Origin of the sequence: Salmonella sp. NW722 (assembly GCF_051702785.1) — a bacterium.
Lineage (GTDB): Bacteria > Pseudomonadota > Gammaproteobacteria > Enterobacterales > Enterobacteriaceae > Salmonella > Salmonella enterica.
Genome location: NZ_JAMMIN010000001.1, coordinates 438,007 through 463,975 on the forward strand (window position 1 = coordinate 438,007; position 25,969 = coordinate 463,975).

Sequence of the window (25,969 nt, forward strand, 5' to 3'; positions counted from 1 at the left end):
CAATGAGTGTTACATTAACGTTTGACGCCGCAAGGCGGAAAACCTATCGCGAGTCCGGCTACTGGGGCGATGCTTCACTGGGCGACTACTGGCGGCAAACCGCACGCGCCGTACCCGATAAAATCGCCGTGGTCGATAATCATGGCGCGTCCTGGACCTACGCCGCGCTCGACTACGCGGCAAGCCGCCTGGCAAACTGGTTACTGTCTCAGGGGATTCAACCGGGCGATCGCGTGGCCTTTCAGCTTCCGGGCTGGTGTGAGTTTACCCTCATTTATCTGGCCTGCCTGAAAACGGGCGCGGTATCTGTCCCGCTACTTCCCGCCTGGCGAGAAGCAGAGCTGGTTTGGGTGCTGAACAAATGTCAGGCTAAAATATTCTTCGCCCCCACCGTATTCAAACAGAATCGTCCGGTCGATCTTATCCTTCCGCTACAAAATCAACTGCGCCATCTGACGCATATTGTCGGCGTGGATAAACTGGCGCCTGCCACCACAGCGCTTGCGCTTAGTCAAATCATCGACCGCAGCGAACCGTTGCAGTCAGACATTAACATTCACGGTGATGAACTGGCGGCAGTGCTGTTTACCTCCGGCACAGAAGGAATGCCGAAAGGGGTGATGTTGACCCACAATAATATTCTTGCCAGCGAACGGGCGTATTGCGCGCGGTTGAATTTAACCTGGCAAGATGTGTTCCTGATGCCTGCGCCACTGGGCCACGCCACCGGATTTTTACACGGCGTCACCGCGCCCTTTTTAATCGGGGCGCGTAGCGTATTGCTGGACATCTTTACCCCAGAAGCCTGCCTTACCTTATTAGCGCAGCAACGCTGTACCTGTATGTCAGGCGCGACGCCGTTTATTTACGATCTGCTTTGTGCCGTTGAGCAACAGCCTGCCGACCTCTCCTCACTGCGATTCTTCTTATGCGGCGGCACGACTATTCCCAAAAAGGTTGCCCGCGACTGCCAGCAGCGCGGTATCAAATTATTGAGTATTTACGGTTCTACAGAAAGTTCTCCACACTCGATGGTTAATCTGGGTGATTCGACTTCACGCATGATGAACACCGATGGTTATGCCGCCACCGGTGTAGAAATTAAAATCGTGGATGAAGATCGCAATACGCTTCCAGCAGGCCACGAAGGCGAAGAAGCCTCGCGCGGGCCGAACGTTTTTATGGGATACCTGGACGAGCCGGAACTTACCGCCCGCGCACTGGATAATGAGGGCTGGTATTACAGCGGCGACCTCTGCCGCATGGATGAAGACGGTTATATCAAAATTACCGGGCGCAAAAAGGATATTATTATACGTGGAGGTGAAAATATCAGCAGTCGCGAGGTGGAGGATATTTTATTGCAACACCCCCGCATACACGATGCTTGCGTCGTTGCTATGCCTGATGAACGCTTAGGCGAACGTTCATGCGCGTATGTAGTCTTAAAACCGCCGCACCTTTCGCTGACGCTGGAAGAGGTGATCGCTTTTTTCAGTCGAAAACGGGTAGCGAAGTATAAATATCCGGAACGGATCGTCATCGTAGAAAAACTGCCCAGAACCGCCTCTGGCAAAGTGCAGAAGTTTCTGTTGCGGCAGGATATTATTGAGCGGCTGCGCCAGGAGCACACTGCGGTATAAATTGCCGGATGGCGACGTTAACGCCGCCATCCGGTATTACACTACTTCTTCAGTTCCGCCAGACTCAGCCAGGTCTGAACCACGGTGTCCGGGTTCAGCGACAGGCTGTCGATCCCCTCTTCCATCAGCCAGGCGGCAAAGTCTTCATGGTCGGACGGACCCTGACCACAAATTCCAACATATTTGCCCTGTTTTTTCGCCGCGCGGATCGCCATCGACAGCAGCGCTTTCACCGCGTCGTTACGCTCGTCAAACAGTTCAGACACCACGCCGGAATCGCGATCCAGCCCCAGCGCCAGCTGCGTCATGTCGTTAGAACCAATCGAGAAGCCATCAAAATACTCGAGGAACCGTTCAGCCAGCAAGGCATTGGACGGGATCTCGCACATCATGATGATCTTCAGCCCGTTCTCGCCGCGTTTAAGCCCCTGGCGCGCCAGCTCTTCGATGACCGCTTTCGCCTGGTCGACCGTCCGCACGAACGGGATCATGATTTCGACGTTGGTAAGGCCCATATCGTTGCGCACGCGTTTCACCGCTTCGCATTCCAGCGCAAAACAATCGCGGAAACTTTCTGCGACGTAACGACCCGCGCCGCGGAAGCCCAGCATCGGGTTTTCTTCATGCGGCTCATAGCGTTCGCCGCCGACCAGGTTGGCGTATTCGTTGGACTTAAAGTCAGACAGGCGAACGATAACGCGTTTCGGGTAGAAGGCGGCGCCTAACGTCGCGATCCCTTCCGTCAGTCGACCAACGTAAAATTCACGCGGCGAGTCAAACCCTTTCATCATCTCACGAATGTCGTTTTGCAGCGCGGCATCCTGGTCGTCAAACTCCAGCAGCGCGCGTGGGTGAACGCCAATCATACGGTTAATGATGAATTCCAGTCGCGCCAGACCTACGCCTTCATTCGGCAGGCAGGCAAAGTCAAATGCCCTGTCCGGGTTGCCGACATTCATCATGACCTTCAGCGGTAGCTCTGGCATGGTGTCTACGCTGGAGCTTTTTACGCTGAAATCCAGCATGTCGGCATAAACATAACCGGTATCACCTTCTGCGCAGGAGACGGTTACTTTTTCGCCATCTTTCATGCGTTCGGTGGCGTCGCCGCAGCCGACTACCGCCGGAATGCCCAATTCGCGGGCGATAATCGCCGCGTGACAGGTGCGCCCGCCACGGTTAGTGACAATCGCCGCCGCTTTTTTCATGATCGGTTCCCAGTCCGGGTCGGTCATATCGGTGACAAGCACATCGCCAGGCTCAATACGGTTCATTTCGCCGATATCGTGAATAACTTTTACCGTACCTGCGCCGATACGATGACCAATGGCGCGACCTTCGGCAATGATTTTCCCCTGCGCATGTAGCGTATAACGCTCCATCACCTGGCCACGAGAGCGCACGGTTTCCGGACGTGCCTGCACAATAAAGAGCTTACCGGTATGACCGTCTTTCGCCCATTCGATATCCATCGGACGACCATAGTGCTGCTCAATCTGCACCGCTTGTTTCGCCAGTTCCTGCACTTCTTCGTTGGTGAGCGAGAAAATGTCGCGCTGTTCCTGCGGCACATCTTCAATCTTCACTTGCTTGCCGTGCTCCTGGGTGGCGGCGTAAACCATGCGGATTTTTTTCGACCCCATGGTGCGGCGTACGATGGCCGGACGGCCTGCCGCCAGGGTTGGCTTATGGACATAAAATTCATCCGGGTTAACCGCGCCCTGCACCACCATTTCACCCAGTCCCCATGCCGAGGTGATAAAGACCACCTGGTCAAAGCCGGATTCGGTATCGATAGAGAACATCACCCCTGACGAGGCGAGATCGGAGCGAACCATCCGCTGCACGCCAGCGGAAAGCGCTACGCCGCGATGATCATATCCCTGGTGAACGCGATAAGAGATGGCGCGATCGTTAAACAGAGAAGCAAATACGTGTTTCACTGCCACCAGTACCGCATCGAAGCCCTGAACGTTAAGAAACGTTTCCTGTTGACCCGCAAACGAAGCATCTGGCATATCTTCCGCCGTGGCGGAGGAACGCACGGCAAAAGAGGCATTTTCATCATCCGACGAAAGCTGTGCATAGGCATCGCGGATGGCGTTTTCCAGCTCCGGCTGGAAAGGAGTGTCGATAATCCACTGGCGGATCTGCGCGCCCGCTTTCGCCAGCTGGGAGACATCATCAATATCTGTCTTATCCAGCAGCTCATAAATGCGCTGGTTTACGCCGCTTTGATCCAAAAACTGGTTAAACGCATCGGCAGTGGTTGCAAAACCATTCGGAACGGATACGCCCATGCCGGAAAGGTTAGTAATCATTTCACCCAGGGAGGCATTTTTGCCCCCAACTCTGTCTACATCATTCATGCCGAGTTGGTTATACCAAAGCACCAGCGGTGACGAGCCATTGTTGGACATCGAACAATCCTTTTGTGATAAATGAACGAGTTTAAGAAACACATAGTTGCGTATTTATCCTGGCATACTTAAACCCGCGAAAAAAACGGTGAATCGTTCAAGCAAATTTATTTTTTCATTTTTTCAGATTGTTTACGTAGTTGCGCAAACCCGCGCATAGCACGGCATTCCCTGAATAACCCCCGGTATAAACTGCGTTTCCAGGAAATGAAACACACTTTTCATTAATTATAAAAAGCGCCTGTCATTTTATAAAATAAGCGACAAGTTATACGTTTCCCGTTACTTTTAATTTATGCTTTCAGATAATTATGTTTACTCTTCAGGATGAACAGAATGGATAATGTTGTTGATCGCCATGTTTTCTATATTTCTGATGGTACCGCCATCACCGCCGAGGTCCTGGGTCACGCGGTCATGTCGCAGTTTCCGGTGACGATCAGCAGCATCACGCTGCCATTCGTGGAAAACGAAAGTCGCGCCCGCGCCGTCAAAGACCAAATTGACGCCATTTATCAGCAAACCGGCGTTCGCCCGCTGGTATTTTACTCGATTGTTTTACCTGAAATTCGCGCCATCATCTTACAGAGCGAAGGTTTCTGCCAGGATATCGTCCAGGCGCTGGTGGCGCCGCTTCAGCAGGAGATGAAACTGGATCCGACGCCGATCGCTCATCGTACTCATGGGCTTAATCCGGGTAACCTGAACAAGTATGACGCCCGTATTGCCGCTATCGATTATACCCTGGCGCATGATGATGGCATTTCATTGCGCAACCTCGATCAGGCTCAGATCATTTTGCTTGGCGTTTCGCGCTGTGGAAAAACGCCCACCAGCCTCTATCTGGCGATGCAATTCGGTATTCGTGCGGCTAACTACCCTTTCATCGCCGATGATATGGATAATTTGACGCTGCCCACATCGTTAAAACCGCTACAACATAAACTGTTCGGCCTGACAATTGACCCTGAACGCCTGGCGGCAATTCGCGAAGAACGCCGTGAAAACAGTCGCTATGCCTCGTTGCGTCAGTGCCGCATGGAAGTGGCGGAGGTCGAAGCGCTGTATCGTAAGAATCAGATCCCCTGCCTGAACAGCACCAATTATTCCGTTGAAGAGATAGCCACCAAGATTCTCGACATTATGGGGCTTAACCGCAGAATGTACTAGCAAACTAGTTTAATGGGTTGGTTTTTGTTATCATGCCGTTCTGCCTGCGAGGTGTGACACGCCTCGCACTTGAAATCAGCAGGGATTGGTTTATCGTGATGCCCATCACTTCCCGGTAGTCCTGCCGTTGAAGCAACAAACTTCTGAGACTTGTAATGAACAGAACCGACGAACTCCGTACTGCGCGTATCGACAGCCTGGTAACACCGACCGAACTCGCGCAGCGGTATCCTGTATCGTCCTCCGTCGCCAGTCACGTTACCGACTCCCGACGCCGGATAGAAAAGATTTTAAATGGTGAAGATCCACGGCTACTGGTCGTCATTGGCCCCTGTTCGATTCACGATCTGAATGCTGCCATGGAATACGCGACGCAGCTCCAGGCGCAACGCCAAAAGCATCAGGCGCGTCTGGAGATCATCATGCGCACCTATTTTGAAAAACCGCGCACCGTTGTGGGATGGAAAGGCCTGATTTCCGATCCTGACTTGAATGGAAGTTACCGCGTCAATTATGGGCTTGAACTGGCGCGTCGCTTGCTATTGCAGGTGAACGAACTGGGAGTACCGACCGCCACAGAATTTCTTGATATGGTCACCGGCCAGTTTATTGCCGATCTGATCAGTTGGGGAGCGATAGGCGCGCGTACCACCGAAAGCCAAATCCATCGGGAAATGGCTTCTGCGCTCTCTTGTCCGGTCGGCTTTAAAAATGGTACGGATGGCAATACCCGCATTGCCGTTGACGCTATTCGCGCCTCCCGCGCCAGCCATATGTTTCTCTCGCCGGATAAAGACGGACAGATGACCATCTACCAGACGAGTGGCAACCCGTATGGGCACATCATCATGCGCGGCGGTAAAAAACCGAACTACCACGCTGAAGATATTGCCGCCGCCTGCGACACGTTGCATGAATTTGATCTGCCGGAACATCTGGTCGTCGACTTCAGCCACGGCAACTGTCAAAAACAGCATCGCCGCCAGTTGGAGGTATGTGATGATATTTGCCAGCAGATTCGTAATGGCTCCACGGCAATTGCCGGGATTATGGCCGAGAGTTTTTTACGGGAAGGCACGCAAAAAATTATCAGCGGTCAACCATTAATCTATGGTCAGTCCATTACCGATCCTTGCCTGAACTGGGAAGATACGGAAGTTTTGTTGGAAAAACTTGCCGCGGCGGTAGACAGCCGCTTTTAATAGCTCGCCCATCCTGTCGGGATGGGCGTTTCTTCGATGCGTTACCCGCCCTTTTCTCTCCCCGCGCGTATATCACTCCACAGAATTAGCACTTGCTGTTATCGCATTAATTATTGATAATAATAATCATTGTGAGTTTGATTATTAATAAATAGCATGTCGCGTATGGATAACACCGAGCTGCCTCACCCTAAGGAAATAGACAATGAAACGCTTCTCCCTGCCGCTGAACGGCGCGTCAACAGTCAGGCGCTATTAGGTCCGGACGGCAAAGTCATTATCGATCACAACGGTCAGGAGTATCTGTTGCGCAAAACTCAGGCCGGTAAACTACTGTTAACCAAATAGCGCTCCCGCCAGCAGACGATGCTGCTGGCATCAGGCTAACTTGAACAACTGACCTCCAGCCGCTTTCCCCACTCCGGCGGTCGGCTGGCATAGTCATCATCTCGATCGGTAAAAGGTTGACGTAAAACTTCATGCAACCGATGCAGTTCCGCCATGTCTCCTTGTTCAGCCGCATCTATCGCGCGTTGCGCCAGCCAGTTGCGCAACACAACCGCAGGATTCACGCGTTGCATCTGCTGCTGGCGCAGCGCGTCATCAACCGCCTCTGTGCGCAATCGCGCCCGGTAGCGGTCGAACCAGGCATCGAACGCCGCGCGATCGATAAACGTATCCCGCAACGGCGAGGAAGCGCTCTGTTGCTCCGTATGGCTTAACATCCGAAATGTACGGGTATAGTCACTCCCTTCGCGCGCCATCAGACTAAACAATTCATTCAGTAAAGCGTTATCGTCTTTTTGCTCGGTAAAGAAACCCAACTTCTGGCGCATTCGCTGCCCATAGTGCGTTAACAACGCGTCCTGGTAGCGATCCAGCGCTCTGTTTAACGCGTCGATCTCAATAAAAGGGGTTAACGTCTGCGCCAGACGTTGTAAATTCCACAGCGCCACCGACGGTTGATTATCGAAGCGGTAACGTCCCTGATGATCGGAATGGTTACCAATGAAGCCGGGATCGTAGTCATCGAGAAAACCAAAGGGACCATAGTCGATGGTCAGCCCCAGAATCGACATGTTATCCGTATTCATAACGCCGTGCGAAAAACCGACGGTTTGCCACTCGGCGATGAGTCTTCCGGTACGCGCCGCCACCTCTTCAAACCACAAAGCATATTTTTCCGGGACATCCTGCCATTGCGGCCAGTAATGACGAATAGCGAAATCAGCCAGTTGCTGAACTTTTTCCGGCTCACGGCGGTAGTAGAAATGTTCGAAATGACCAAAACGCATATGACTTTGCGCCAGACGCATTAACATCGCGCCCGTTTCCTGCGTCTCTCGCTGAACCGGCGTATCGCTGGCTACGATAGATAACGCGCGCGTAGTGGGAATACCCAGATAATGCATGGCTTCGCTGGCAAGACTTTCTCGTATGGTTGAACGCAGGACGGCGCGTCCATCTCCCATTCGCGAATAGGGTGTTAATCCGGCGCCTTTCAGATGCCAGTCGAGGGTCGAGCCATCCGCCAGGAGCTGTTCACCCAGCAAAATACCGCGTCCGTCGCCGAGTTGTCCCGCCCAGATGCCGAACTGATGCCCGCTATATACCTGCGCGACAGGCGACATACCGGGTAATAAGGTTTCGCCGCCCCAAACGCCAGCGCCATTGGTAGCGTCAAATAACGAAGCGGGAATGGCTAACTGCTGCGCCAGTTCGTCGTTATACCAAATCAGTCGCGCATTTTTTAACGGTGTGGGTAAAAGCGCGGTATACGTTGCTGGCAGTTCATCGCGCCAACGGGCAGTAAAAGACAGGGTCATAGGGCCTCCTGTCTTCAGTGTAGACGGTTAATCACCGGTTAAACACCGGCAAACAGAAAGGTTATCGCTGAACGAGTTTAATGAGCTGGCTTACCGGCACCGGAGGCCATAGTCCGCCCTGGATGACTCGTTTGAAAAGCCCATCGAAAATAGCTTTAGTCGACGCCTCGCCTGCCCCAAAATTTGCCAGCATTAATGGGAAATGCATTGCCAGATTAGCTAACGTTTCATTGTTTTTGCCCTGGTTTAACCCAGGATAATTCTCATTTATAGCTAATTCAAGAAACGGAAAGCGCGCTGCCCGGGAAAAAAGTTCGCTATCTAATAATAAGTCACTAATTGCAGGCGGTAAATTAAGCCATGCAATAAGTTTATGCTGAATAAAAAAGTGCTGACAGGTTTCTAACAACGCCAGTTTTTCAACAAACAGACAGTATTGTTCCTCCACCGAAAGGCGAGGCGCTACCAACTCAGTCGGCATCCGCACGGCGCCGTCTTCAGAGGCAAACGTTGCAATAATCTCTAAACCAACAAGCCGAGCGTTTTCATCCATGACGGGAAGGAAAAAGAGTTCGGAATGGTAAAGCTCATCAAGTGAAGCAATCATTACGCCAGTCCCATGGTTAGGGCGCTATTCGCCACCCAGTCACTACGGACGGAAACAGACGTAACTTCAGATACTAATTGAAGCGTCATCATTTTTCTTGTTTACCGGTGAACCGGTTCCTTTTTTTAACTTACTCTGATTATAAACCAATATTCAATCTTGTACTTTTAACAGGGCGTGAACACGCCCGTTTTTAATAAAAGTACGTTTGTAAATGCTACGGTTATATCATTACATATGATGACAACAGATGTCATAAGTTCAACCGGCGATATGTTAAAAATAGACTATAAAATTTATATCGTCTGCGAGGTTAAATTCGCCGTGCCTGCCAGAAGTTTTTTCGCCAGTACACATTATCCAGCGATGAACGCATCACGCCACGACTGGTAGAGGCATGAATAAACTCATTATTTGTATCGTAAATACCAACATGTAAACCACTTTCGCCCGAACCGGTTTTAAAGAAAACCAAATCTCCGGGCAGCAATTCATCTTTATCGATTCTGGTGCCGATTTTTGATTGTTCACGCGTATCACGAGGCAACTGCAAATCAAACTTGTCGCGCATAGTGACTACCACAAAGCCGGAACAGTCCACGCCTCTGCGACTCATGCCGCCGTAACGGTATGGCGTACCGCGCCAGGACTGCAACTGATCGTTCAGACCCGCAATGACGGTAATGGAGTCTGATAATCTGGCATTTGGCGCCGGTGCCCGATGAGTACTGCATCCTGCCAGGAACAATGCTGTGATAACAAGAAGCCAAAAACGCATGCCGCAACAATCCTCTGTTTTTATTTTGGTATTAATTTAGCGTCGAAATTACCTGCTTTTCAAGAAACGATTTTACTTAAGTGGCCGAAATGAGCATTGGATGCCCCTCGACGTCGAGTCGTCGAAAGCGCAGACCGTAGGCTTGCGCCAGATAAGAGGGGGTGAGCACCTCTTCCCGGCGGCCGCAGGCAATGAGTTTACCGCGCTTTAGTAACCAGGCTTTATGCGCATGGCGCAGCGTGTGGTTCAGATCGTGGCTACTCATCACAATCGCAATTCCTGCCTGACATAAATGATGTAATACCCGATCCAGAGCGTTTTGTTGCGCAACATCGAGACTGTTCATCGGCTCATCAAGCAGCAATAATTGACCGACCGGATTAGCGTCGGGATGAATTTGTAGTACAACGGCAGCAAGGCGAACACGCTGCCACTCGCCACCGGAAAGCTGATTCACGCTTCGCCCCAGTTTGTCGCCCAATCCAAGCATATCGGCCACCTCGTTAAGCTGCCCGGTTCGCGTTTTATCAGGTTGATGCAATGTCAGGTAATGCCAGACCGGCATGGCGAACGGCGGATTTTGCTGTTGCGCAAGATAAGCGCGGTGTTGGGCAAGCGTTGCCGTCGCCCATGCCTCCAGCGGCGCTCCGCCAAACCTGATGCTCCCCTCGCCGGAGGTTAACCCCGCCATACGCGCCAGCAGCGTGCTTTTCCCGGCACCGTTCGGCCCGACAAGATGAAGGATCTCTCCTGCGCTTACTTCGCCGGAAAGCGGCCCCAGGCGGGTGCTCTCGGCGACGTCCTTTAATTGCATCAATTGAGACATTATTTTGCCAACGCGATTTTTATGCTTTCCATCACAATAGGATCTTCAGGCGTCATATCCGGCGAAAAACGCTGTACCACCTGACCATCCCGGCCTACCAAAAATTTTTCAAAATTCCACAGAATATCATCCGGATAGAGTGGCGTACGCCCTTTGCTTACCATCCGTTCGTAAAAGCCGCTCTTCTCCGGCGCGACTGCCGTTGGCGCAGCGGCTATCAGTTTTTGATACAGCGGATGGCGCGCGTCGCCATTCACATCAATTTTACTGAACATCGGGAACGTGACGCCCCAGGTGCTGGCACAATAGGTTTTAATCTCCTCTTCGCTGCCTGGCTCCTGCCCCATAAACTGGTTGCAGGGAAAACCCAACACGACAAACCCCTGATCTGCCCACGCCTTCTGGATATTTTCCAGCTGTTCATATTGCGGCGTCAGGCCACATCTGGAGGCGACGTTTACAATGAGCAGCACTTTTCCGGCGTATTTTTCAAGTGTAGTGACCTCTCCATCAATCGTCGTAACGTGAGTATTAAGAAGCGAGTTTTGCATGGTGTCTCCCTGATGTCGGTAGAATAGCGGGTTTCATCGTTAGCCTTTAATCATAGACTGCGAATGATGAAAGCAGTTGTTTACCGATGCGCTAACGCGCAGATTTGAGCAGCAGCCAGATAAACACTGGCGCCCCCAATGTGGCGGTGACCACCCCGATAGGCAGTTCAGCCGACGCCAGCGCCAGTCGGGCGACCACATCAGCCAATAGCAGGGCGATAGCCCCGGCCAGCGCGCAGCCGGGAAGTAAAACCCGGTGATCGGTTAAACCACATAAGCGCAGGATGTGCGGAATAACCAGACCGATAAAACCAATCGCCCCCGCCATCGCCACGCTGACGCCCACCATCCAGCCGGTGGCGATGACCAACAAATTGCGCCAGAACCACAGCGGCAGGCCAAGCTGCCGCGCCGAGGTTTCCCCTAGCGCCAGCATATTCAGCGGTTGCGACTGGCAACATATCCAGATCAGTACCGGGATGAGCGCAATCATTAGCCAGCTCTGCTGCCAGTCAACGCCGCCAAATCCTCCCATCATCCAGTACATTAATTGCCGCAGATCGAAAGAGGTGGAAAAATAGATAGCCCACGTCATCAGCGCGCTACAGATAATGCCCAGCGCGACGCCCGCCAACAACAAGCGGCTGGTAGAAAGATGGCGACGCGCAAAACGCAGCAGGATTAACGTAATAATGAGCGCGCCGGCTATAGCGCACAGCCCCAGCGCCCATCCTGGCAGTTGCCCCTGCCCCAGTAAGACGGCGGCAATAAGCCCAACACCGGCCCCATTCGAAACGCCGAGCAGACCCGGTTCAGCAAGTGGGTTTTCAAACAGCGCCTGCATCACAGCGCCAGATAGCGCCAGCGCAGCGCCAACCAGCAATACCGCAAGCGTGCGGGGAAGGCGAATTTGCCAGACAAACAGTTCCCCCCGGGCGCTTAACCAGTCACCGGGGGCAATCCACTGTTCGCCTGCGCATAAGCTCAGAAGTGTAGCCAGTAGCACCAGCAGTGACAGGCTCAGAAGCCAGCGAACGTTTCGTCGCTGTTGTTGGCGGGCAAAAGTCAGCATGTTATCCATTCAGCTGAAAAGAGGTAGCGTGATTTTACGGTGGGTATCCTTTACTTGAAAGAAAAAAGGCCGCAATGCGGCCTTTTTAGTTATACGGGTCATCTTTCAGGCTGACAGATACGCTGTCATCCCGCTGATCTACTTTCGGGATGGCAGCGTATCTGCCGCAATACACCCTGATGGATGTTATGCCTGGATCTGATTACTCTTCTTTGGGCGAAGCGTTTTCGACCCGGCTCTTTAACTTCTGCCCGGGTCTGAAGGTCACCACGCGCCGTGCTGTAATAGGAATATCTTCACCCGTTTTCGGGTTACGCCCCGGACGTTGATTTTTATCACGCAGATCGAAGTTACCAAAACCAGAGAGTTTCACCTGCTCACCGTTTTCCAGAGCACGACGGATCTCTTCGAAAAACAGTTCAACCAGTTCTTTGGCATCCCGCTTGCTAAGCCCAAGCTTATCAAACAGATATTCTGACATTTCAGCTTTTGTAAGCGCCATAGGTTCAATCCCTCAATGATGCCTGGAATCGCTCTTTTAATGCCTCTACACATTTGGCGACGGTAGCGGCAATCTCCTCTTCTTCGAGTGTACGGTTGGTATCCTGAAGGATCAGGCTGATAGCGAGGCTCTTATAACCCTCCGCAACACCCTTACCGCGGTACACGTCAAATAAGTTTACGCCAACTACCTGATTTACGCCAACTTTCTTACATTCGGATAAAATATCCGCTGCGGGAACGTTTTCTGCAACAACAACCGCAATATCGCGACGGTTAGCCGGGAAGCGTGAAATCTCCCGCGCCTGCGGCACGATACGGTCTGCGAGCTTATTCCATTCCAGTTCAAACACCAGCGTACGACCATTCAGATCCAGTTTACGTTCCAGTTCAGGGTGAACAACCCCAATAAAACCAATACGTTCATCTTTCAGATAAATCGCCGCAGACTGTCCCGGATGCAGAGCCGGATTCATCTCCGCCTTAAACTGGATATCACCCAGTTTGCCGGTTAAATCCAGTACTGCTTCCAGATCGCCTTTCAAATCATAGAAATCAACGGTCTCTTTTGCCAGGTTCCAGTGCTCATCATAGCGGTTACCGCAAATCACGCCAGCCAGCATCAGATCCTGTCGAATACCCAGATTGGCTTGTGTATCCGGAACGAAACGTAAACCGGTTTCAAAAATACGCACGCGATTCTGCTGACGGTTTTGGTTATAGACCACCGTCGCCAACAATCCGCTCCACAGAGACAGACGCATCGCCGACATCTCAACGGAGATAGGGTTTGGCAGCAGCAGCGCTTCTGCGCCTGGATGGATGAGCTGTTGTACTTTAGGATCGACAAAGCTATAGGTAATCACTTCCTGATAGCCTTTGTCGTTCAGCATGGTTTTAACCCGCTTCAACGACAGATCGGCTTCACGGTGCGTCCCCATGATTAAACCGGCCTGGATTGGCTCGTCCGGAATATTGTTATAGCCGTAAACGCGGGCCACCTCTTCCACCAGATCTTCTTCAATCTCCATATCGAAACGCCAGGTCGGCGCCACGGCTTTCCACTCGTCCTGCCCTTCGGTCACTTCACAGCCCAGACGACGCAGAATATCACTGACCTGCTCATCCGCAATATGATGCCCGATCAGGCGATCCAGTTTACTGCGACGCAGAGTAATGGTGGCGCGTTTCGGCAACGTTGCTTCGTTGCTCACATCAATTATCGGACCCGCATCACCGCCACAGATATCAAGAAGCAGACGAGTAGCGCGCTCTATCGCTTTATATTGCAGCGCCGGGTCCACCCCGCGCTCGTAGCGGTGAGACGCATCGGTATGCAGACCGTGGCGGCGAGCGCGACCGGTGATAGACAGCGGATTAAAGTACGCACACTCCAGCAGCACATTTTGCGTTTCGCCGTTCACGCCGGAATGTTCGCCGCCAAAAATACCGGCTATCCCCAGCGCCTTATGGTGATCGGCGATCACCAGCGTGTCCGCATTTAACGTCGCTTCGCTACCGTCCAGCAGGACGACGGTTTCACCCTCTTTTGCCATCCGCACGACAATACCGCCATCAATGCGATCTTTATCGAAAGCATGCATTGGCTGACCCAGTTCGAGCAGCACATAGTTGGTGACGTCAACCACCGCATCGATGGAGCGAATACCGCAGCGACGCAGTTTCTCTTTCATCCACAACGGAGTTGGCGCTTTAACGTTGATGCCTTTTACCACCCGGCCAAGATAGCGTGGACACGCATCAGCGGCCTCTACTGTAATCGGCAGCGTATCGCTGATGGTTGCCGTAACCGGCGCCATTTCAGGCTCCTGGAGCGGCGCTTTGTTCAGTACCGCCACATCGCGCGCAACGCCGATGATACCTAAGCAATCCGCACGGTTCGGCGTGACGCTAATTTCGATGGTATTGTCGTCGAGCTTCAGGTATTCACGGATATCGGTACCCAGCGGCGCATCCGCCGGCAGTTCGATAATGCCGCTGTGATCGTCGGAAATCCCCAGTTCGGAGAAGGAGCACAGCATCCCTTCAGACGGTTCGCCGCGCAGTTTCGCCGCTTTAATTTTGAAATCGCCCGGCAGAATAGCGCCAATGGTGGCCACCGCTACTTTCAGCCCCTGACGACAGTTTGGCGCGCCGCAGACGATATCCAACAGGCGTTCTCCGCCGACGTTGACTTTCGTTACACGCAATTTGTCAGCGTTCGGATGCTGGGCGCACTCAACCACTTCCCCAACCACAACGCCATTGAAGCTTCCCGCGACCGGCTCAACGCCGTCTACTTCCAGGCCAGCCATCGTAATCTGGTTAGCCAACGCATCGCTATCAATTGCCGGGTTAACCCACTCGCGTAACCACAGTTCGCTGAATTTCATTGTTTTATCCTGCCTTTATTTAAACTGTTTAAGGAAACGCAGATCGTTTTCGAAGAATGAACGCAGGTCGGTGACGCCGTAACGCAACATGGTCAGACGTTCCATCCCCATACCAAAAGCGAAGCCAGAATAGATTTCCGGATCGATACCGACATTACGCAGCACATTCGGATGCACCATCCCGCAGCCCAGCACTTCCAGCCATTTGCCGTTTTTACCCATCACATCCACTTCCGCAGAAGGTTCGGTAAACGGAAAATAAGAAGGACGGAAGCGAATCTGCAGATCCTCCTCAAAGAAATTACGCAGGAAGTCGTGCAGCGTACCTTTGAGGTTGGTGAAGCTGATGTTGGTATCAACAATCAGACCTTCCATCTGATGGAACATCGGAGTATGCGTCTGGTCGTAGTCATTACGGTATACACGGCCCGGCGCAATAATACGGATCGGCGGTTGCTGCGCTTTCATCGTCCGGATCTGGACGCCAGACGTCTGGGTCCGCAGCAGACGGGTCGCGTCAAACCAGAAGGTATCATGATCGGCGCGGGCCGGATGATGACCCGGAATGTTTAACGCATCGAAGTTATGGTAGTCATCTTCGATTTCCGGGCCAGTCGCCACGGTAAAACCAAGCTCGCCGAAGAAACTTTCAATACGGTCAATGGTACGCGTGACCGGATGCAGACCACCGTTCTCAATACGGCGCCCCGGCAGGGAGATATCGATGGTTTCAGCGGCCAGACGGGCGTTAAGCGCTGCGCTTTCCAGCTCGGCTTTACGTGCGTTAAGCGCCTGTTGTACCTGCTCTTTCGCGGCGTTAATGACTGCCCCGGCTGCCGGACGCTCTTCCGGCGGCAGATCGCGTAGGGTCGTCATCTGAAGGGTTAAATGCCCTTTCTTGCCCAAATATTCGACGCGTACATTGTCTAACGCGGCAACATCTGACGCCTGGTTAATGGCGGCCGCTGCATTGGCAACCAGCTCTGCGAGATGTGACATGGTTTTCCTCATTGTGTCGGTGAAGACACCGGTTCATTGGACGTAATCTCTCGATTTCAGATACAAAAAAAGCCTCCATCAGGAGGCTTTTTTGCGCTGTTTTTCGTTTCGTTTTTCACGCGCTAGCCTCCTGGGATCAGGTGCTAAAGTAAAAAAAGAAACGGAAAATAGCAGCGTTCATGCTTGCGTTACCTTATGTGGTAAAACCGAATATCCTTTATTGAAAAGGGTTACAGGTCAATTGTCAACTCACTGAACAGTAAATAAAAGAGAGGGAGCCAGGCTCCCTCTTTTCACTGGCTTATGCCAGAGCTGCTTTCGCTTTTTCAACCAGCGCGGTGAACGCGACTTTGTCGAATACGGCGATATCAGCCAGGATCTTACGGTCGATTTCAACAGAGGCTTTTTTCAGGCCGTTGATGAATTTGCTGTAAGAAATACCGTTCTGACGTGCTGCTGCGTTGATACGCGCAATCCACAGTTGACGGAACTGACGCTTACGTTGACGACGGTCACGGTAAGCATACTGACCAGCTTTGATAACTGCCTGGAAGGCAACGCGGTATACGCGAGAACGCGCACCGTAGTAGCCTTTGGCTTGTTTCAAAATTTTCTTGTGACGTGCGCGTGCAATTACACCACGTTTTACGCGAGCCATATGTGCTCTCCTGTATCTATTCTAATTAAAAAGTTAAAAACGTTAACGGCTTATGCGTACGGCAGGCACGCGATAACCAGGCCCAGATCGCCTTTAGAAACCATGGCTTTCGGACGCAGGTGACGTTTACGTTTAGTCGCTTTTTTGGTCAGAATGTGACGCAGGTTAGCGTGCTTGTGCTTAAAACCACCTTTACCGGTTTTTTTGAAGCGCTTAGCAGCACCGCGTACGGTCTTAATTTTTGGCATTTTAATAACTTCCACTTCGCATTGTTAATAAACGAAACATAGGCGAACAAAACCTGTGAAGCCCGAAGGCTTCACAGAATTGTTACTTGAAGGCCTTACTGTTTCTTCTTAGGAGCAAGCACCATGATCATCTGACGGCCTTCGATCTTCGTTGGGAAGGATTCGACCACTGCCAGTTCTTGCAAATCGTCTTTCACGCGATTAAGCACTTCCATACCGATTTGCTGGTGGGCCATTTCACGACCGCGGAAACGCAGCGTGATTTTGGCCTTATCGCCCTCTTCGAGAAAGCGAATCAGGCTGCGGAGTTTTACCTGATAGTCGCCTTCATCTGTCCCAGGACGGAATTTAATTTCCTTCACCTGGATAACTTTTTGCTTTTTCTTCTGTTCCTTAGAAGACTTACTCTTTTCATAGAGGAATTTGCCGTAATCCATTATACGACAAACCGGCGGCTCGGCGTTAGGGCTGATTTCGACTAAGTCTACTCCGGCTTCTTCAGCTTTTTCCAGAGCTTCTCTCAGACTCACAATACCAAGCTGCTCGCCTTCCAGACCTGTTAAGCGAACTTCTTGCGCGCGAATTTCGCTATTAATACGATTCGGACGCGCCGTTTGAACTCGTTTTCCGCCTTTAATACTTTATTCCTCCAGTTGTTGAAGACTGCGGCTGCGAATCTCTTGTTGCAGCTTCTCAATCACGTCATTTACGTCCAGACTGCCCAGGTCTTTACCGCGGCGGGTGCGAACGGCAACTTTGCCTGCTTCCACCTCTTTATCACCACAGACCAACATATAAGGGACACGACGTAAAGTGTGCTCGCGGATTTTAAAGCCAATCTTCTCATTTCTCAAGTCTGCTTTTACACGAATGCCCGCATTTTGTAGTTTCTGCGTCAATTCGTTAACGTATTCAGACTGCGAATCGGTAATATTCATCACGACTACCTGAACAGGCGCGAGCCATGTCGGGAAGAAACCAGCGAACTCTTCGGTCAGGATACCGATGAAGCGTTCCATCGACCCAAGAATCGCACGGTGAATCATTACCGGCACCTTACGCTCGTTGTCTTCGCCTACATAGGAGGCGCTCAGACGAGACGGTAAGGAGAAGTCCAGCTGTACTGTACCGCACTGCCATGCACGATCGAGGCAGTCATACAGGGTAAATTCAATTTTCGGACCGTAGAATGCGCCTTCACCCAGTTGATACTCAAACGGGATATTATTTTCTTCCAGCGCAACCGCCAGATCCGCCTCAGCACGATCCCACATCTCATCGCTGCCGATACGCTTATCAGGACGAGTGGAAAGCTTGACGACGATCTTCTCGAAGCCAAAGGTGCTGTACATATCGTAGACCATACGAATACAAGCGTTAACTTCATCGCGGATCTGCTCTTCGGTGCAGAAGATATGCGCATCATCCTGCGTAAAGCCGCGTACGCGCATCAGACCATGCAGCGCGCCTGATGGCTCGTTACGGTGGCAGCTACCGAATTCCGCCATACGCAGCGGCAAATCACGATAGGATTTCAGACCCTGGTTAAAGATCTGAACGTGGCCCGGGCAGTTCATCGGCTTGATGCAATATTCGCGGTTTTCTGAGGATGTGGTGAACATCGCATCTTTATAGTTGTCCCAGTGCCCGGTTTTTTCCCACAGCACACGGTCCATCATGAACGGGCCTTTAACTTCTTGATACTGGTACTCTTTGAGTTTAGAACGAACAAAGACCTCCAGCTCGCGGAAGATAGTCCAGCCGTCGTTATGCCAGAACACCATGCCCGGCGCTTCTTCCTGCATATGATACAGGTCGAGCTGCTTACCAATTTTACGGTGGTCGCGTTTTGCGGCCTCTTCCAGGCGCTGCAGATAAGCGTTCAGGGCTTTTTTATCTGCCCATGCCGTACCGTAAATACGCTGCAACATCTTATTATTGCTGTCACCGCGCCAGTATGCGCCGGCAGTTTTCATCAGTTTAAAGTGATGGCAGAAACGCATATTCGGCACGTGCGGACCACGACACATGTCGACATATTCTTCATGATGGTACAAGCCTGGCTTGTCATCATGAGCAATGTTTTCATCAAGAATGGAAACTTTGTAGCTTTCACCACGCTTCACGAAGGTTTCACGCGCTTCGTGCCAGCTGACTTTCTTCTTGATAACGTCGTAATTTTTCTCGGCGAGCTCATGCATCCGCTTTTCGAGCGCTTCGACATCTTCCTGAGTTAGCGTGCGGTCAAGATCAACGTCATAGTAAAAACCGTTGTCGACAACCGGGCCGATCGCCATTTTCGTGTGCGGCCAAAGTTGCTTGATAGCGTGACCTAACAGATGCGCGCAAGAGTGACGAATGATCTCCAGACCCTCTTCATCTTTTGCGGTGATGATGGAAAGCGTCGCATCATTTTCAATCAGATCGGAAGCATCAACCAGCTCGCCATTCACACGGCCCGCAATGGTGGCTTTCGCCAGGCCAGGACCAATGTCCAGAGCAACATCCATCGGGCTTACAGGGTGGTCATAATGGCGTTGGCTGCCATCAGGAAGAGTAATAACAGGCATGTAATATCCTTATTTGCAGTGGTGACCCATACGCAAGATCACATACAAAGAGAAAATGAATTTATTGACAGTGAGTTGTGTATCCATCTAGCCAACCATTGCTAAATTGGCGCACAACCTTCGACACAGACGAAAATCGCTATTTTCGTCCGGCATGACGATGGTAACACTAAAAAAAGGGAGATTGCATCACTCTGTAGCAAATCAAGACCCTTGACAGGATTTCTCCATTATCTTTCTACGCGCCGTATAGCGCTTCTCATCGACAACCTAACTTCTGCGCCAGACTCCCCTTTGTCGTTTTCACCTCGCTGGCTACCGCTTCAGGCAAGGCAGACCACAGCGTCAGCACTGGCTTCGTTTTATGTTCGATAGCCTCCACGGTAACCTGATAGTCGCAAAAATTCGCCGAACGGGGTGTATTCTGATCCATAATAAACGCAGCGTAATTTCCTTCACTTTTTGACGGCGCCGTTCCGGTGAATAAAACCTTCCAGTACCCGCTGGGAATTTCTACCGTCGCATCTTCTGGCAATGTGGCGATATGCCGCTCAAAAAGGGGGCCGGTCACTACGTGCACTACAGATACATCAGCCTGTTTGGCAAGTTCGCGCACCCGGTTTTCCAGTGCAGCCCATGCTCCCTGGTTCAGGGCGGATTTCTGCGGCGTAATATTCGATAAATAATTTAACGACGGCCAGTCCGAAACGCCGCCCAATCCTGCCAACGGCGCCTGGTGTCCCCTGTCGACTTTTAATAGCGTATGGGCATTTTTATAGGCCGAAGGGGCCAACGTATCCGAGGGCGGTAAATCGGGGTCCTGCGCCCAGTTCCGCGGGCGACCGCTTGCCTGGCTGGTCTTTGTCACGCTATAGGCAACCCAGTTGGCAAATTTCGTGGCGCTATTATTATTGAGCGTATAGACATGGCGATAGATTGTTTGTTGACTTCCTCCTTGAGGACAGCCAACGCTACAGTTATCAGGTTGTTGAACGAGTACGTTACGATGGGGTAACTCGGGTGCCGATGTTGTATCCTGGGGAGGATACGATGTAGTACATGCGCTTAATAATACTACGGGCAGTAATTTTAGCAGATTAATGGTTTTATTCATTTTTTCTTCCTTAATAATAACTGCCCTAATAATTCAGATGGCAATAATTTGGTTATATTACCCTGCCAGCCGTTAGATGCGCTCATCATTAAAGACAACACTATCACGGTAAAAATTAATAACAGATAAACATCGAAGCCATCAAAGAAAATGAGCTCAAAAGAATACAACATGATATTCATGTTGATACCAAAAAACATCGTATTATATGCATAATCGTGAAGCCAATAATTTCTCGCACTCAGATAGCGAATGAAAAATGGATATTCAATAATATCTGGCGCATGTTTTTTAACACCATTTTTCAACATTAAGGCAACGTATCCTCTCAATGACTCGCTGCTGGCAGGAGTTTAGTTATATTTAAAGGTTTAATAAGCACTGCGCATCATGCTGCTGTGCTTATTACTTTGTAAAAATAAGAGTATTCACTTTCATATTCAGGGGTAAAAAGTGAACAAATACAGCTATTGCGCAACGATGATTGCCGCCATACTCAGTACGACCACAATGGCCAATGCCAGTAGCCTTGCTATTTCAGTGGCGAATGATGATGCAGGTATATTTCAACCATCCTTAAATGCCCTTTATGGGCACAAGGCTGCAGACCGGGGTGATTATACTGCCGGGCTCTTTTTAGGCTACAGCCACGATCTCACTGACGCCAGTCAACTCTCTTTTCATATCGCGCAAGATATTTATTCTCCATCAGGCGCCAATAAGAGAAAGCCTGAAGCCGTCAAAGGCGACCGCGCGTTCAGCGCCTTTCTTCATACCGGACTGGAGTGGAATTCATTAGCCACCAATTGGTTACGTTATCGTTTAGGTACCGATATTGGCGTTATTGGTCCTGACGCAGGCGGTCAGGAGGTTCAGAATCGGGCGCATCGAATAATAGGCGCAGAAAAATACCCTGCCTGGCAGGATCAAATTGAAAACCGTTATGGTTACACGGCAAAAGGAATGGTCTCCCTTACGCCAGCTATTGATATTCTGGGTGTCAATGTGGGCTTCTATCCAGAAGTATCTGCTGTCGGCGGCAATCTCTTCCAGTATTTGGGGTACGGCGCAACCGTTGCGCTGGGAAATGATAAGACCTTCAACTCTGATAATGGGTTTGGGTTACTGTCCCGCCGAGGGTTAATACACACTCAAAAAGAGGGATTGATCTATAAAGTATTTGCTGGCGTTGAGCGCAGGGAAGTTGATAAAAACTACACGTTACAGGGGAAAACGCTGCAAACAAAAATGGAAACGGTGGATATTAATAAAACCGTGGATGAATATCGCGTCGGTGCCACCATCGGCTATTCTCCCGTCGCATTTTCTCTTTCTTTAAACAAAGTCACGTCGGAATTTCGCACCGGAGACGACTATTCTTATATCAACGGCGACATCACCTTCTTCTTCTGAGGCGTCACCACGGAATAACCGGGTTACGTAACGTAACCCGGCGCAATATTACATCTTATAGCCCAGCGTTACCGTAGTGCGGCGATCGGTATGTTCAGGCGCTGATTCAGGCGACTGCGAGTTCCACGTTAAATTATACCCCACCTTTAGACCAAAATGTTCGTTAATGGCGACATTGAGGGCTGTTTCCGAATTTAGTGTGGTGTCTTCTGCGCCAAATACTGACACCCCCTGTGTAAACTTAGCATTGTCAGTTAACTGCCAGGCATAGCTGCCGGAAGCATAACCCAACGGCTGCGTTTCAGTGGTATCGTCCGTATGTTCGTCATAGCGAACCCCTGGACCGAATTCAAAACGGAAGCTGTGCACTGGGCCATTAAGGAACTGCCGCCCGTAACCGGCGGTCAGTACGTCGCGCTGACGATAACCGTTGAAACGGTCTGTCAGCCAACTGGCCTGGCCAAAGGTATAATCATAATCCGTCATATTAAAACGGTTACGCGCGCCTATCGCATATTTTTCTGAAGAGCGCTCATCATTAGAGGAGGTATTGCTGGCATTGCCCCATAATGACCAGGCGGTACGTTGTCCATACCAGGTCATCGCCGTGTCAGCCGTTAAGGAAGAACTTTTAGTATTGCCTGACTGAGCAAGGTAGCCCGCATTCAGATTACCTTCAAAAGGTTTTTTCGCGGTGGAGGGATCATCCATGACAGTAAAAACGGAATCATCGGCGGCGGCATACAGAGACGCGAACACGCCACCCGCCAGCATAACTACAGCGGGTACTGCCTTCAAAAGCTTCATTTATATAGAGTCCGTACAACTAAAAAAGAGACCACGACGGTCCCGGAAACTTTCATAGGGATCAATGACAAACGCCCCTGGAAAGGTAGCGAATTATAAGAAGCCCCGAATAACATAGCAATCAATTACTATTTCATTTTTTGAATAAGAACCCTCCCGAAGCATTCATTTATTTATATAACTTTACATCGTACTTCTTTAAATAAAGATCCGGAAAATCATATTGTTAATTCCTTCACTTTCCGGGGATTAAGTGCCAGACTGAAATCAGCCTAACAGGAGGTAACGATGGTACGTATCTATACGTTGACGCTTGCGCCCTCTCTCGATAGCGCAACAATCACGCCGCAAATTTATCCCGAAGGTAAACTGCGGTGCTCCGCGCCGGTATTCGAACCCGGCGGCGGGGGTATTAATGTCGCTCGCGCCATTGCGCATCTTGGCGGCACCGCGACCGCAATTTTCCCGGCTGGCGGCGCTACCGGCGAACATCTGGTCGCACTACTGGCTGACGAAAATGTCCCCGTGTCTACCGTCGATGCGAAAGACTGGACGCGTCAGAACCTGCACGTCCACGTCGAGTCCAGCGGCGAACAGTATCGTTTTGTTATGCCCGGCGCCACGCTGGACGATGACGAATTTCGCCAGCTTGAAGAACAGGTACTGGAAATTGAATCCGGGGCAATTCTGGTTATCAGCGGCAGCCTTCCGCCCGGCGTTAAGGTCGAGAAACTCACGCAACTGATTTCCGCCGCGCAGAAGCAAGGCATTCGCTGCATTATTGATAGCTCTGGCGACGCGCTCACCGCCGCGCTGGCGCTTGGCGATATCGAACTGGTGAAACCTAACCTGAAAGAATTGAGCGCGTTAGTCAATCGCGATCTGACGCAGCCTGATGATGTGCGTAAAGCGGCCCAGGAATTAGTGCAAAGCGGCAAGGCTCGCCGGGTAGTGGTCTCTCTGGGGCCGCAAGGGGCGCTGGGCATAGACAGTGAGAATTGCATCCAGGTTGTTCCTCCCCCGGTGAAAAGTCAAAGTACTGTCGGCGCAGGCGACAGTATGGTGGGCGCGATGACGTTAAAACTGGCGCAAGACGCGTCGCTGGAAGAGATGGTGCGCTTCGGTGTGGCGGCAGGCAGCGCCGCTACGCTCAATCAAGGTACGCGTCTGTGTTCCCGTGACGATACCCAAAAAATATACGCCTATCTTTCCGCGCAATAATCGTTTCCCCCTCGCCGAGGGGGATACCGGAAAATCGGTTAACGGGCGGCGCATCCGCCGCTGTTAAAAACACAGTTGCTCCCAACGAGGTGAACGATGGCCAGTGGCGATATTACCCGTTATGTTATTACCGTAACCTTCCATGAAGATTCCCTGACCGAGATTAACGAACTCAATAACCATCTGACGCGTAGCGGTTTTTTGCTGACATTAACGGACGATGAAGGGAATGTGCATGAGCTCGGCACCAATACGTTTGGCTTTGTTAGCGCTCAGAGCGCTGATGAAATCAAAGCGCTTGTCGCCGGACTTGCGAAAAGCGCGTTAGATAAGGATGTCGACATTACCGTGGCGACCTGGGAGGCGTGGAGTAAAAACGCACAATAAGTGCCATTCCCGCCGCGGCGCGTCCGCGATGTGCGTTAGTTCGTATTTTTTAACCGCATTTTTGCGCTAACCTTATGATCTGGCAGACAACGTGGGGAGAGACATTATGTGGCAAGCTATCAGTCGTCTTTTAAGCGAGCAAGTCGGTGAAGGCGAAATCGAACTGCGTAATGAACTGCCAGGCGGAGAAGTTCATGCCGCATGGCATTTACGTTATGCAGGCCATGATTTTTTCGTGAAGTGCGATGAACGAGAAATGCTTCGCGGTTTTACCGCTGAAGCCGATCAGCTGGAGCTGCTCTCCCGCAGTAAAACCGTTGTTGTGCCTAAGGTATGGGCGGTAGGTTCGGATCGGGATTACAGCTTTTTAGTCATGGACTACCTCTCGCCCCGCCCGCTGGATGCCCATAATGCGTTTATTCTTGGGCAACAGCTGGCGCGTCTACATCAATGGAGCGATCAACCTCAATTCGGCCTCGATTTTGACAACGCGCTCTCTACCACGCCGCAGCCGAATACCTGGCAACGCCGTTGGTCGACTTTTTTCGCCGAACAGCGCATTGGCTGGCAACTTGAACTCGCCGCGGAAAAAGGCATTACCTTTGGTAATATTGACGCCATTGTTGAACATGTTCAGCAACGTCTGGCGTCGCATCAACCGCAGCCTTCTCTTTTGCATGGCGATCTATGGTCGGCGAACTGCGCGCTTGGCCCTGACGGCCCCTATATCTTCGATCCAGCCTGCTATTGGGGCGACAGAGAATGCGATCTGGCGATGCTGCCGCTGCATACCGATCAGCCACCGCAGATTTATGATGGCTATCAGTCCGTTTCGCCGCTACCGCTGGATTTTCTCGACAGGCAGCCGATTTACCAGCTCTACACCCTGCTTAATCGGGCAAGGCTGTTTGGCGGTCAGCACCTGGCTACTGCGCAAAAAGCGATGGATCGGCTGCTTGCGGTATAGGTACAGCCCATGCCGGATACGCGCTATCCGGCATTTTTCAGTTTACATGAAGCCTAACAAGGAAAAGAAAAAGTAGCCGAGCACGATAATAATGATCGGCAAAATATAGAGCGGGAAAAACTGTAAAAAGATGGTATGGTGCGGCACCACGATACGTGACTCTATCTGCTCACGCGTTAGTCCTTCCGCGCCTTTTGCTTTTTCCAGGATCAACTGATCTTCCACGCCTTCACGTAAAAAACGTGATTGGCGGCTCATTCTGGCGCCGGAATCCTGCATCGCCAGCCCGACAAAAATCAGAATAAAAATGAGCCAGAAACCGATATTCAGGCTTCCCTGAAAATTCGGCGTCGGCGAGTTGTACCAAAAAACATTCAGAAACGGCGTATTCACGCGCATCATGTCTATCATTACGTGGGTAAAATCCAGCATTACCGCATTTATCCCCTCCTGCTTTTCACTGTGCGCATACATAAATTTAAGGACTGAGATGAGCGTGGAAAGCAGTGCCGGAATAAAAATAACCCACCCAACAACTCTTTTTAGGATTGCAATGCGTCCAGCTTGTTGATACGTCATGAGTTCCCCTTGATAAA

27 protein-coding genes and 1 other annotated feature are annotated in these 25,969 nt (G+C 51.2%); of the genes, 8 read left to right on the plus strand and 19 right to left on the minus strand.

Translation table 11 applies throughout. The features are described from left to right. Nucleotides 1-2: 2 nt before the first annotated feature. Complete coding sequence (gene fadK, locus NA330_RS02160; protein WP_000117500.1) at nt 3-1,643, plus strand: medium-chain fatty-acid--CoA ligase; 1,641 nt, start codon at nt 3-5, stop codon at nt 1,641-1,643. A 41-nt stretch (nt 1,644-1,684) separates the two neighbouring features. Here fadK and ppsA read toward each other — a convergent pair whose 3' ends face one another. Next, complete coding sequence (gene ppsA / locus NA330_RS02165; RefSeq protein WP_023242020.1) at nt 1,685-4,063, minus strand: phosphoenolpyruvate synthase; 2,379 nt, start codon at nt 4,061-4,063, stop codon at nt 1,685-1,687. Between the two features lie 336 nt (nt 4,064-4,399). On the opposite strand from ppsA, the gene ppsR reads away from it, so the two are divergent. The 3 genes from ppsR (at nt 4,400) to hemP (ending at nt 6,783) form a co-directional block, all read left to right on the plus strand. Further along, entirely contained in the window at nt 4,400-5,233 is an 834-nt protein-coding gene (gene ppsR / locus NA330_RS02170) for a posphoenolpyruvate synthetase regulatory kinase/phosphorylase PpsR (protein WP_052894867.1), read from the plus strand. 155 nt (nt 5,234-5,388) lie between these two features. Next, nucleotides 5,389-6,435 carry a 3-deoxy-7-phosphoheptulonate synthase AroH gene (aroH, locus tag NA330_RS02175; protein ID WP_023242018.1) on the plus strand — a complete coding sequence of 349 codons (1,047 nt, stop codon included), beginning with the start codon at nt 5,389-5,391 and terminating at the stop codon, nt 6,433-6,435. A 156-nt stretch (nt 6,436-6,591) separates the two neighbouring features. Further along, nucleotides 6,592-6,783: a hemin uptake protein HemP gene (gene hemP / locus NA330_RS02180; protein WP_000089115.1), complete on the plus strand. Its 192-nt coding sequence runs from the start codon at nt 6,592-6,594 to the stop codon at nt 6,781-6,783. A gap of 35 nt (nt 6,784-6,818) precedes the next feature. Here the strand turns inward: hemP and selO are convergent, their stop codons facing one another. The 16 genes from selO to NA330_RS02260 all read right to left on the minus strand — a co-directional run bounded on the left by selO (nt 6,819) and on the right by NA330_RS02260 (nt 20,889). Beyond that, complete coding sequence (gene selO, locus NA330_RS02185; protein WP_023234482.1) at nt 6,819-8,261, minus strand: protein adenylyltransferase SelO; 1,443 nt, start codon at nt 8,259-8,261, stop codon at nt 6,819-6,821. Nucleotides 8,262-8,322: 61 nt separating this feature from the next. Further along, nucleotides 8,323-8,868 (minus strand): EAL domain-containing protein, encoded by a 546-nt coding sequence (locus tag NA330_RS02190; protein ID WP_080164334.1) that lies wholly within the window; start codon nt 8,866-8,868, stop codon nt 8,323-8,325. A 313-nt stretch (nt 8,869-9,181) separates the two neighbouring features. Further along, the gene (locus tag NA330_RS02195; protein ID WP_001213256.1) at nt 9,182-9,646 is read right to left on the minus strand and encodes a C40 family peptidase; all 465 of its coding nucleotides are present in this window, start codon (nt 9,644-9,646) and stop codon (nt 9,182-9,184) included. Nucleotides 9,647-9,722: 76 nt separating this feature from the next. Beyond that, a complete protein-coding gene (gene btuD / locus NA330_RS02200) occupies nt 9,723-10,472 on the minus strand; it encodes a vitamin B12 ABC transporter ATP-binding protein BtuD (protein ID WP_000080607.1) in 750 nt (249 codons plus the stop codon). After that, a complete protein-coding gene (locus NA330_RS02205) occupies nt 10,472-11,023 on the minus strand; it encodes a glutathione peroxidase (RefSeq protein WP_001181565.1) in 552 nt (183 codons plus the stop codon). The genes btuD and NA330_RS02205 overlap by 1 nt, the downstream gene beginning before the upstream one ends. Nucleotides 11,024-11,114: 91 nt before the next feature. After that, nucleotides 11,115-12,095, minus strand: a complete 981-nt coding sequence (btuC, locus tag NA330_RS02210; protein WP_000954982.1) for a vitamin B12 ABC transporter permease BtuC — start codon at nt 12,093-12,095, stop codon at nt 11,115-11,117. Between the two features lie 202 nt (nt 12,096-12,297). Continuing rightward, nucleotides 12,298-12,597 carry an integration host factor subunit alpha gene (gene ihfA / locus NA330_RS02215; protein ID WP_001229266.1) on the minus strand — a complete coding sequence of 100 codons (300 nt, stop codon included), beginning with the start codon at nt 12,595-12,597 and terminating at the stop codon, nt 12,298-12,300. A gap of 4 nt (nt 12,598-12,601) precedes the next feature. Further along, on the minus strand, nt 12,602-14,989 hold the full coding sequence (gene pheT / locus NA330_RS02220) for a phenylalanine--tRNA ligase subunit beta (protein WP_023242016.1): 2,388 nt from the start codon (nt 14,987-14,989) through the stop codon (nt 12,602-12,604). A gap of 15 nt (nt 14,990-15,004) precedes the next feature. Beyond that, nucleotides 15,005-15,988 carry a phenylalanine--tRNA ligase subunit alpha gene (gene pheS, locus NA330_RS02225; RefSeq protein ID WP_000018570.1) on the minus strand — a complete coding sequence of 328 codons (984 nt, stop codon included), beginning with the start codon at nt 15,986-15,988 and terminating at the stop codon, nt 15,005-15,007. Nucleotides 15,989-16,050: 62 nt separating this feature from the next. Beyond that, nucleotides 16,051-16,174, minus strand: a sequence feature (Phe leader region). Beyond that, nucleotides 16,125-16,169 carry a pheST operon leader peptide PheM gene (pheM, locus tag NA330_RS02230; protein ID WP_001386830.1) on the minus strand — a complete coding sequence of 15 codons (45 nt, stop codon included), beginning with the start codon at nt 16,167-16,169 and terminating at the stop codon, nt 16,125-16,127. It overlaps the preceding feature by 45 nt. Nucleotides 16,175-16,289: 115 nt before the next feature. Further along, nucleotides 16,290-16,646, minus strand: coding sequence for a 50S ribosomal protein L20 (gene rplT, locus NA330_RS02235; RefSeq protein WP_000124850.1), 357 nt, complete (start codon nt 16,644-16,646; stop codon nt 16,290-16,292). 50 nt (nt 16,647-16,696) lie between these two features. Beyond that, nucleotides 16,697-16,894 carry a 50S ribosomal protein L35 gene (gene rpmI / locus NA330_RS02240; protein ID WP_001124225.1) on the minus strand — a complete coding sequence of 66 codons (198 nt, stop codon included), beginning with the start codon at nt 16,892-16,894 and terminating at the stop codon, nt 16,697-16,699. A 95-nt stretch (nt 16,895-16,989) separates the two neighbouring features. Next, nucleotides 16,990-17,532, minus strand: coding sequence for a translation initiation factor IF-3 (gene infC / locus NA330_RS02245; RefSeq protein WP_001574431.1), 543 nt, complete (start codon nt 17,530-17,532; stop codon nt 16,990-16,992). Between the two features lie 3 nt (nt 17,533-17,535). Beyond that, a complete protein-coding gene (thrS, locus tag NA330_RS02250; RefSeq protein WP_001144226.1) occupies nt 17,536-19,464 on the minus strand; it encodes a threonine--tRNA ligase in 1,929 nt (642 codons plus the stop codon). Nucleotides 19,465-19,723: 259 nt separating this feature from the next. Then, the gene (locus NA330_RS02255; protein WP_001044093.1) at nt 19,724-20,578 is read right to left on the minus strand and encodes a DNA/RNA non-specific endonuclease; all 855 of its coding nucleotides are present in this window, start codon (nt 20,576-20,578) and stop codon (nt 19,724-19,726) included. Next, nucleotides 20,575-20,889, minus strand: a complete 315-nt coding sequence (locus tag NA330_RS02260) for a hypothetical protein (protein ID WP_000916613.1) — start codon at nt 20,887-20,889, stop codon at nt 20,575-20,577. The genes NA330_RS02255 and NA330_RS02260 overlap by 4 nt, the downstream gene beginning before the upstream one ends. A gap of 142 nt (nt 20,890-21,031) precedes the next feature. Here NA330_RS02260 and NA330_RS02265 point away from each other — a divergent pair, with 142 nt between their 5' ends. Next, nucleotides 21,032-21,991: a lipid A deacylase LpxR family protein gene (locus NA330_RS02265; RefSeq protein WP_001046434.1), complete on the plus strand. Its 960-nt coding sequence runs from the start codon at nt 21,032-21,034 to the stop codon at nt 21,989-21,991. Between the two features lie 48 nt (nt 21,992-22,039). Here NA330_RS02265 and NA330_RS02270 read toward each other — a convergent pair whose 3' ends face one another. Continuing rightward, nucleotides 22,040-22,798 (minus strand): DUF481 domain-containing protein, encoded by a 759-nt coding sequence (locus NA330_RS02270; protein WP_080164333.1) that lies wholly within the window; start codon nt 22,796-22,798, stop codon nt 22,040-22,042. Between the two features lie 288 nt (nt 22,799-23,086). On the opposite strand from NA330_RS02270, the gene pfkB reads away from it, so the two are divergent. From pfkB to NA330_RS02285, 3 genes are all read left to right on the plus strand, one after another. Continuing rightward, nucleotides 23,087-24,019: a 6-phosphofructokinase II gene (gene pfkB, locus NA330_RS02275; protein ID WP_000251707.1), complete on the plus strand. Its 933-nt coding sequence runs from the start codon at nt 23,087-23,089 to the stop codon at nt 24,017-24,019. Nucleotides 24,020-24,115: 96 nt separating this feature from the next. After that, nucleotides 24,116-24,406 (plus strand): type V toxin-antitoxin system endoribonuclease antitoxin GhoS, encoded by a 291-nt coding sequence (ghoS, locus tag NA330_RS02280; protein ID WP_000146133.1) that lies wholly within the window; start codon nt 24,116-24,118, stop codon nt 24,404-24,406. 106 nt (nt 24,407-24,512) lie between these two features. Continuing rightward, nucleotides 24,513-25,373, plus strand: coding sequence for a fructosamine kinase family protein (locus tag NA330_RS02285; protein WP_000267686.1), 861 nt, complete (start codon nt 24,513-24,515; stop codon nt 25,371-25,373). 42 nt (nt 25,374-25,415) lie between these two features. Here the strand turns inward: NA330_RS02285 and NA330_RS02290 are convergent, their stop codons facing one another. Continuing rightward, nucleotides 25,416-25,952, minus strand: a complete 537-nt coding sequence (locus NA330_RS02290; protein ID WP_023242015.1) for a YniB family protein — start codon at nt 25,950-25,952, stop codon at nt 25,416-25,418. Between the last annotated feature and the right edge of the window lie 17 nt (nt 25,953-25,969).

Bases quoted from the DNA above. Each gene is read 5' to 3' on its own strand.
- btuC (WP_000954982.1), bottom strand. From the start codon at position 12,095: ATGCTGACTTTTGCCCGCCAACAACAGCGACGAAACGTTCGCTGGCTT.
- NA330_RS02195 (WP_001213256.1), bottom strand. From the start codon at position 9,646: ATGCGTTTTTGGCTTCTTGTTATCACAGCATTGTTCCTGGCAGGATGC.
- selO (WP_023234482.1), bottom strand. From the start codon at position 8,261: ATGACCCTGTCTTTTACTGCCCGTTGGCGCGATGAACTGCCAGCAACG.
- NA330_RS02290 (WP_023242015.1), bottom strand. From the start codon at position 25,952: ATGACGTATCAACAAGCTGGACGCATTGCAATCCTAAAAAGAGTTGTT.
- NA330_RS02190 (WP_080164334.1), bottom strand. From the start codon at position 8,868: ATGATTGCTTCACTTGATGAGCTTTACCATTCCGAACTCTTTTTCCTT.
- thrS (WP_001144226.1), bottom strand. From the start codon at position 19,464: ATGCCTGTTATTACTCTTCCTGATGGCAGCCAACGCCATTATGACCAC.
- pfkB (WP_000251707.1), top strand. From the start codon at position 23,087: ATGGTACGTATCTATACGTTGACGCTTGCGCCCTCTCTCGATAGCGCA.
- aroH (WP_023242018.1), top strand. From the start codon at position 5,389: ATGAACAGAACCGACGAACTCCGTACTGCGCGTATCGACAGCCTGGTA.
- NA330_RS02260 (WP_000916613.1), bottom strand. From the start codon at position 20,889: ATGTTGAAAAATGGTGTTAAAAAACATGCGCCAGATATTATTGAATAT.
- NA330_RS02270 (WP_080164333.1), bottom strand. From the start codon at position 22,798: ATGAAGCTTTTGAAGGCAGTACCCGCTGTAGTTATGCTGGCGGGTGGC.
- ihfA (WP_001229266.1), bottom strand. From the start codon at position 12,597: ATGGCGCTTACAAAAGCTGAAATGTCAGAATATCTGTTTGATAAGCTT.
- NA330_RS02285 (WP_000267686.1), top strand. From the start codon at position 24,513: ATGTGGCAAGCTATCAGTCGTCTTTTAAGCGAGCAAGTCGGTGAAGGC.
- pheT (WP_023242016.1), bottom strand. From the start codon at position 14,989: ATGAAATTCAGCGAACTGTGGTTACGCGAGTGGGTTAACCCGGCAATT.
- btuD (WP_000080607.1), bottom strand. From the start codon at position 10,472: ATGTCTCAATTGATGCAATTAAAGGACGTCGCCGAGAGCACCCGCCTG.
- rpmI (WP_001124225.1), bottom strand. From the start codon at position 16,894: ATGCCAAAAATTAAGACCGTACGCGGTGCTGCTAAGCGCTTCAAAAAA.
- fadK (WP_000117500.1), top strand. From the start codon at position 3: ATGAGTGTTACATTAACGTTTGACGCCGCAAGGCGGAAAACCTATCGC.
- ppsR (WP_052894867.1), top strand. From the start codon at position 4,400: ATGGATAATGTTGTTGATCGCCATGTTTTCTATATTTCTGATGGTACC.
- pheS (WP_000018570.1), bottom strand. From the start codon at position 15,988: ATGTCACATCTCGCAGAGCTGGTTGCCAATGCAGCGGCCGCCATTAAC.
- NA330_RS02205 (WP_001181565.1), bottom strand. From the start codon at position 11,023: ATGCAAAACTCGCTTCTTAATACTCACGTTACGACGATTGATGGAGAG.
- hemP (WP_000089115.1), top strand. From the start codon at position 6,592: ATGTCGCGTATGGATAACACCGAGCTGCCTCACCCTAAGGAAATAGAC.
- ppsA (WP_023242020.1), bottom strand. From the start codon at position 4,063: ATGTCCAACAATGGCTCGTCACCGCTGGTGCTTTGGTATAACCAACTC.
- NA330_RS02255 (WP_001044093.1), bottom strand. From the start codon at position 20,578: ATGAATAAAACCATTAATCTGCTAAAATTACTGCCCGTAGTATTATTA.
- rplT (WP_000124850.1), bottom strand. From the start codon at position 16,646: ATGGCTCGCGTAAAACGTGGTGTAATTGCACGCGCACGTCACAAGAAA.
- ghoS (WP_000146133.1), top strand. From the start codon at position 24,116: ATGGCCAGTGGCGATATTACCCGTTATGTTATTACCGTAACCTTCCAT.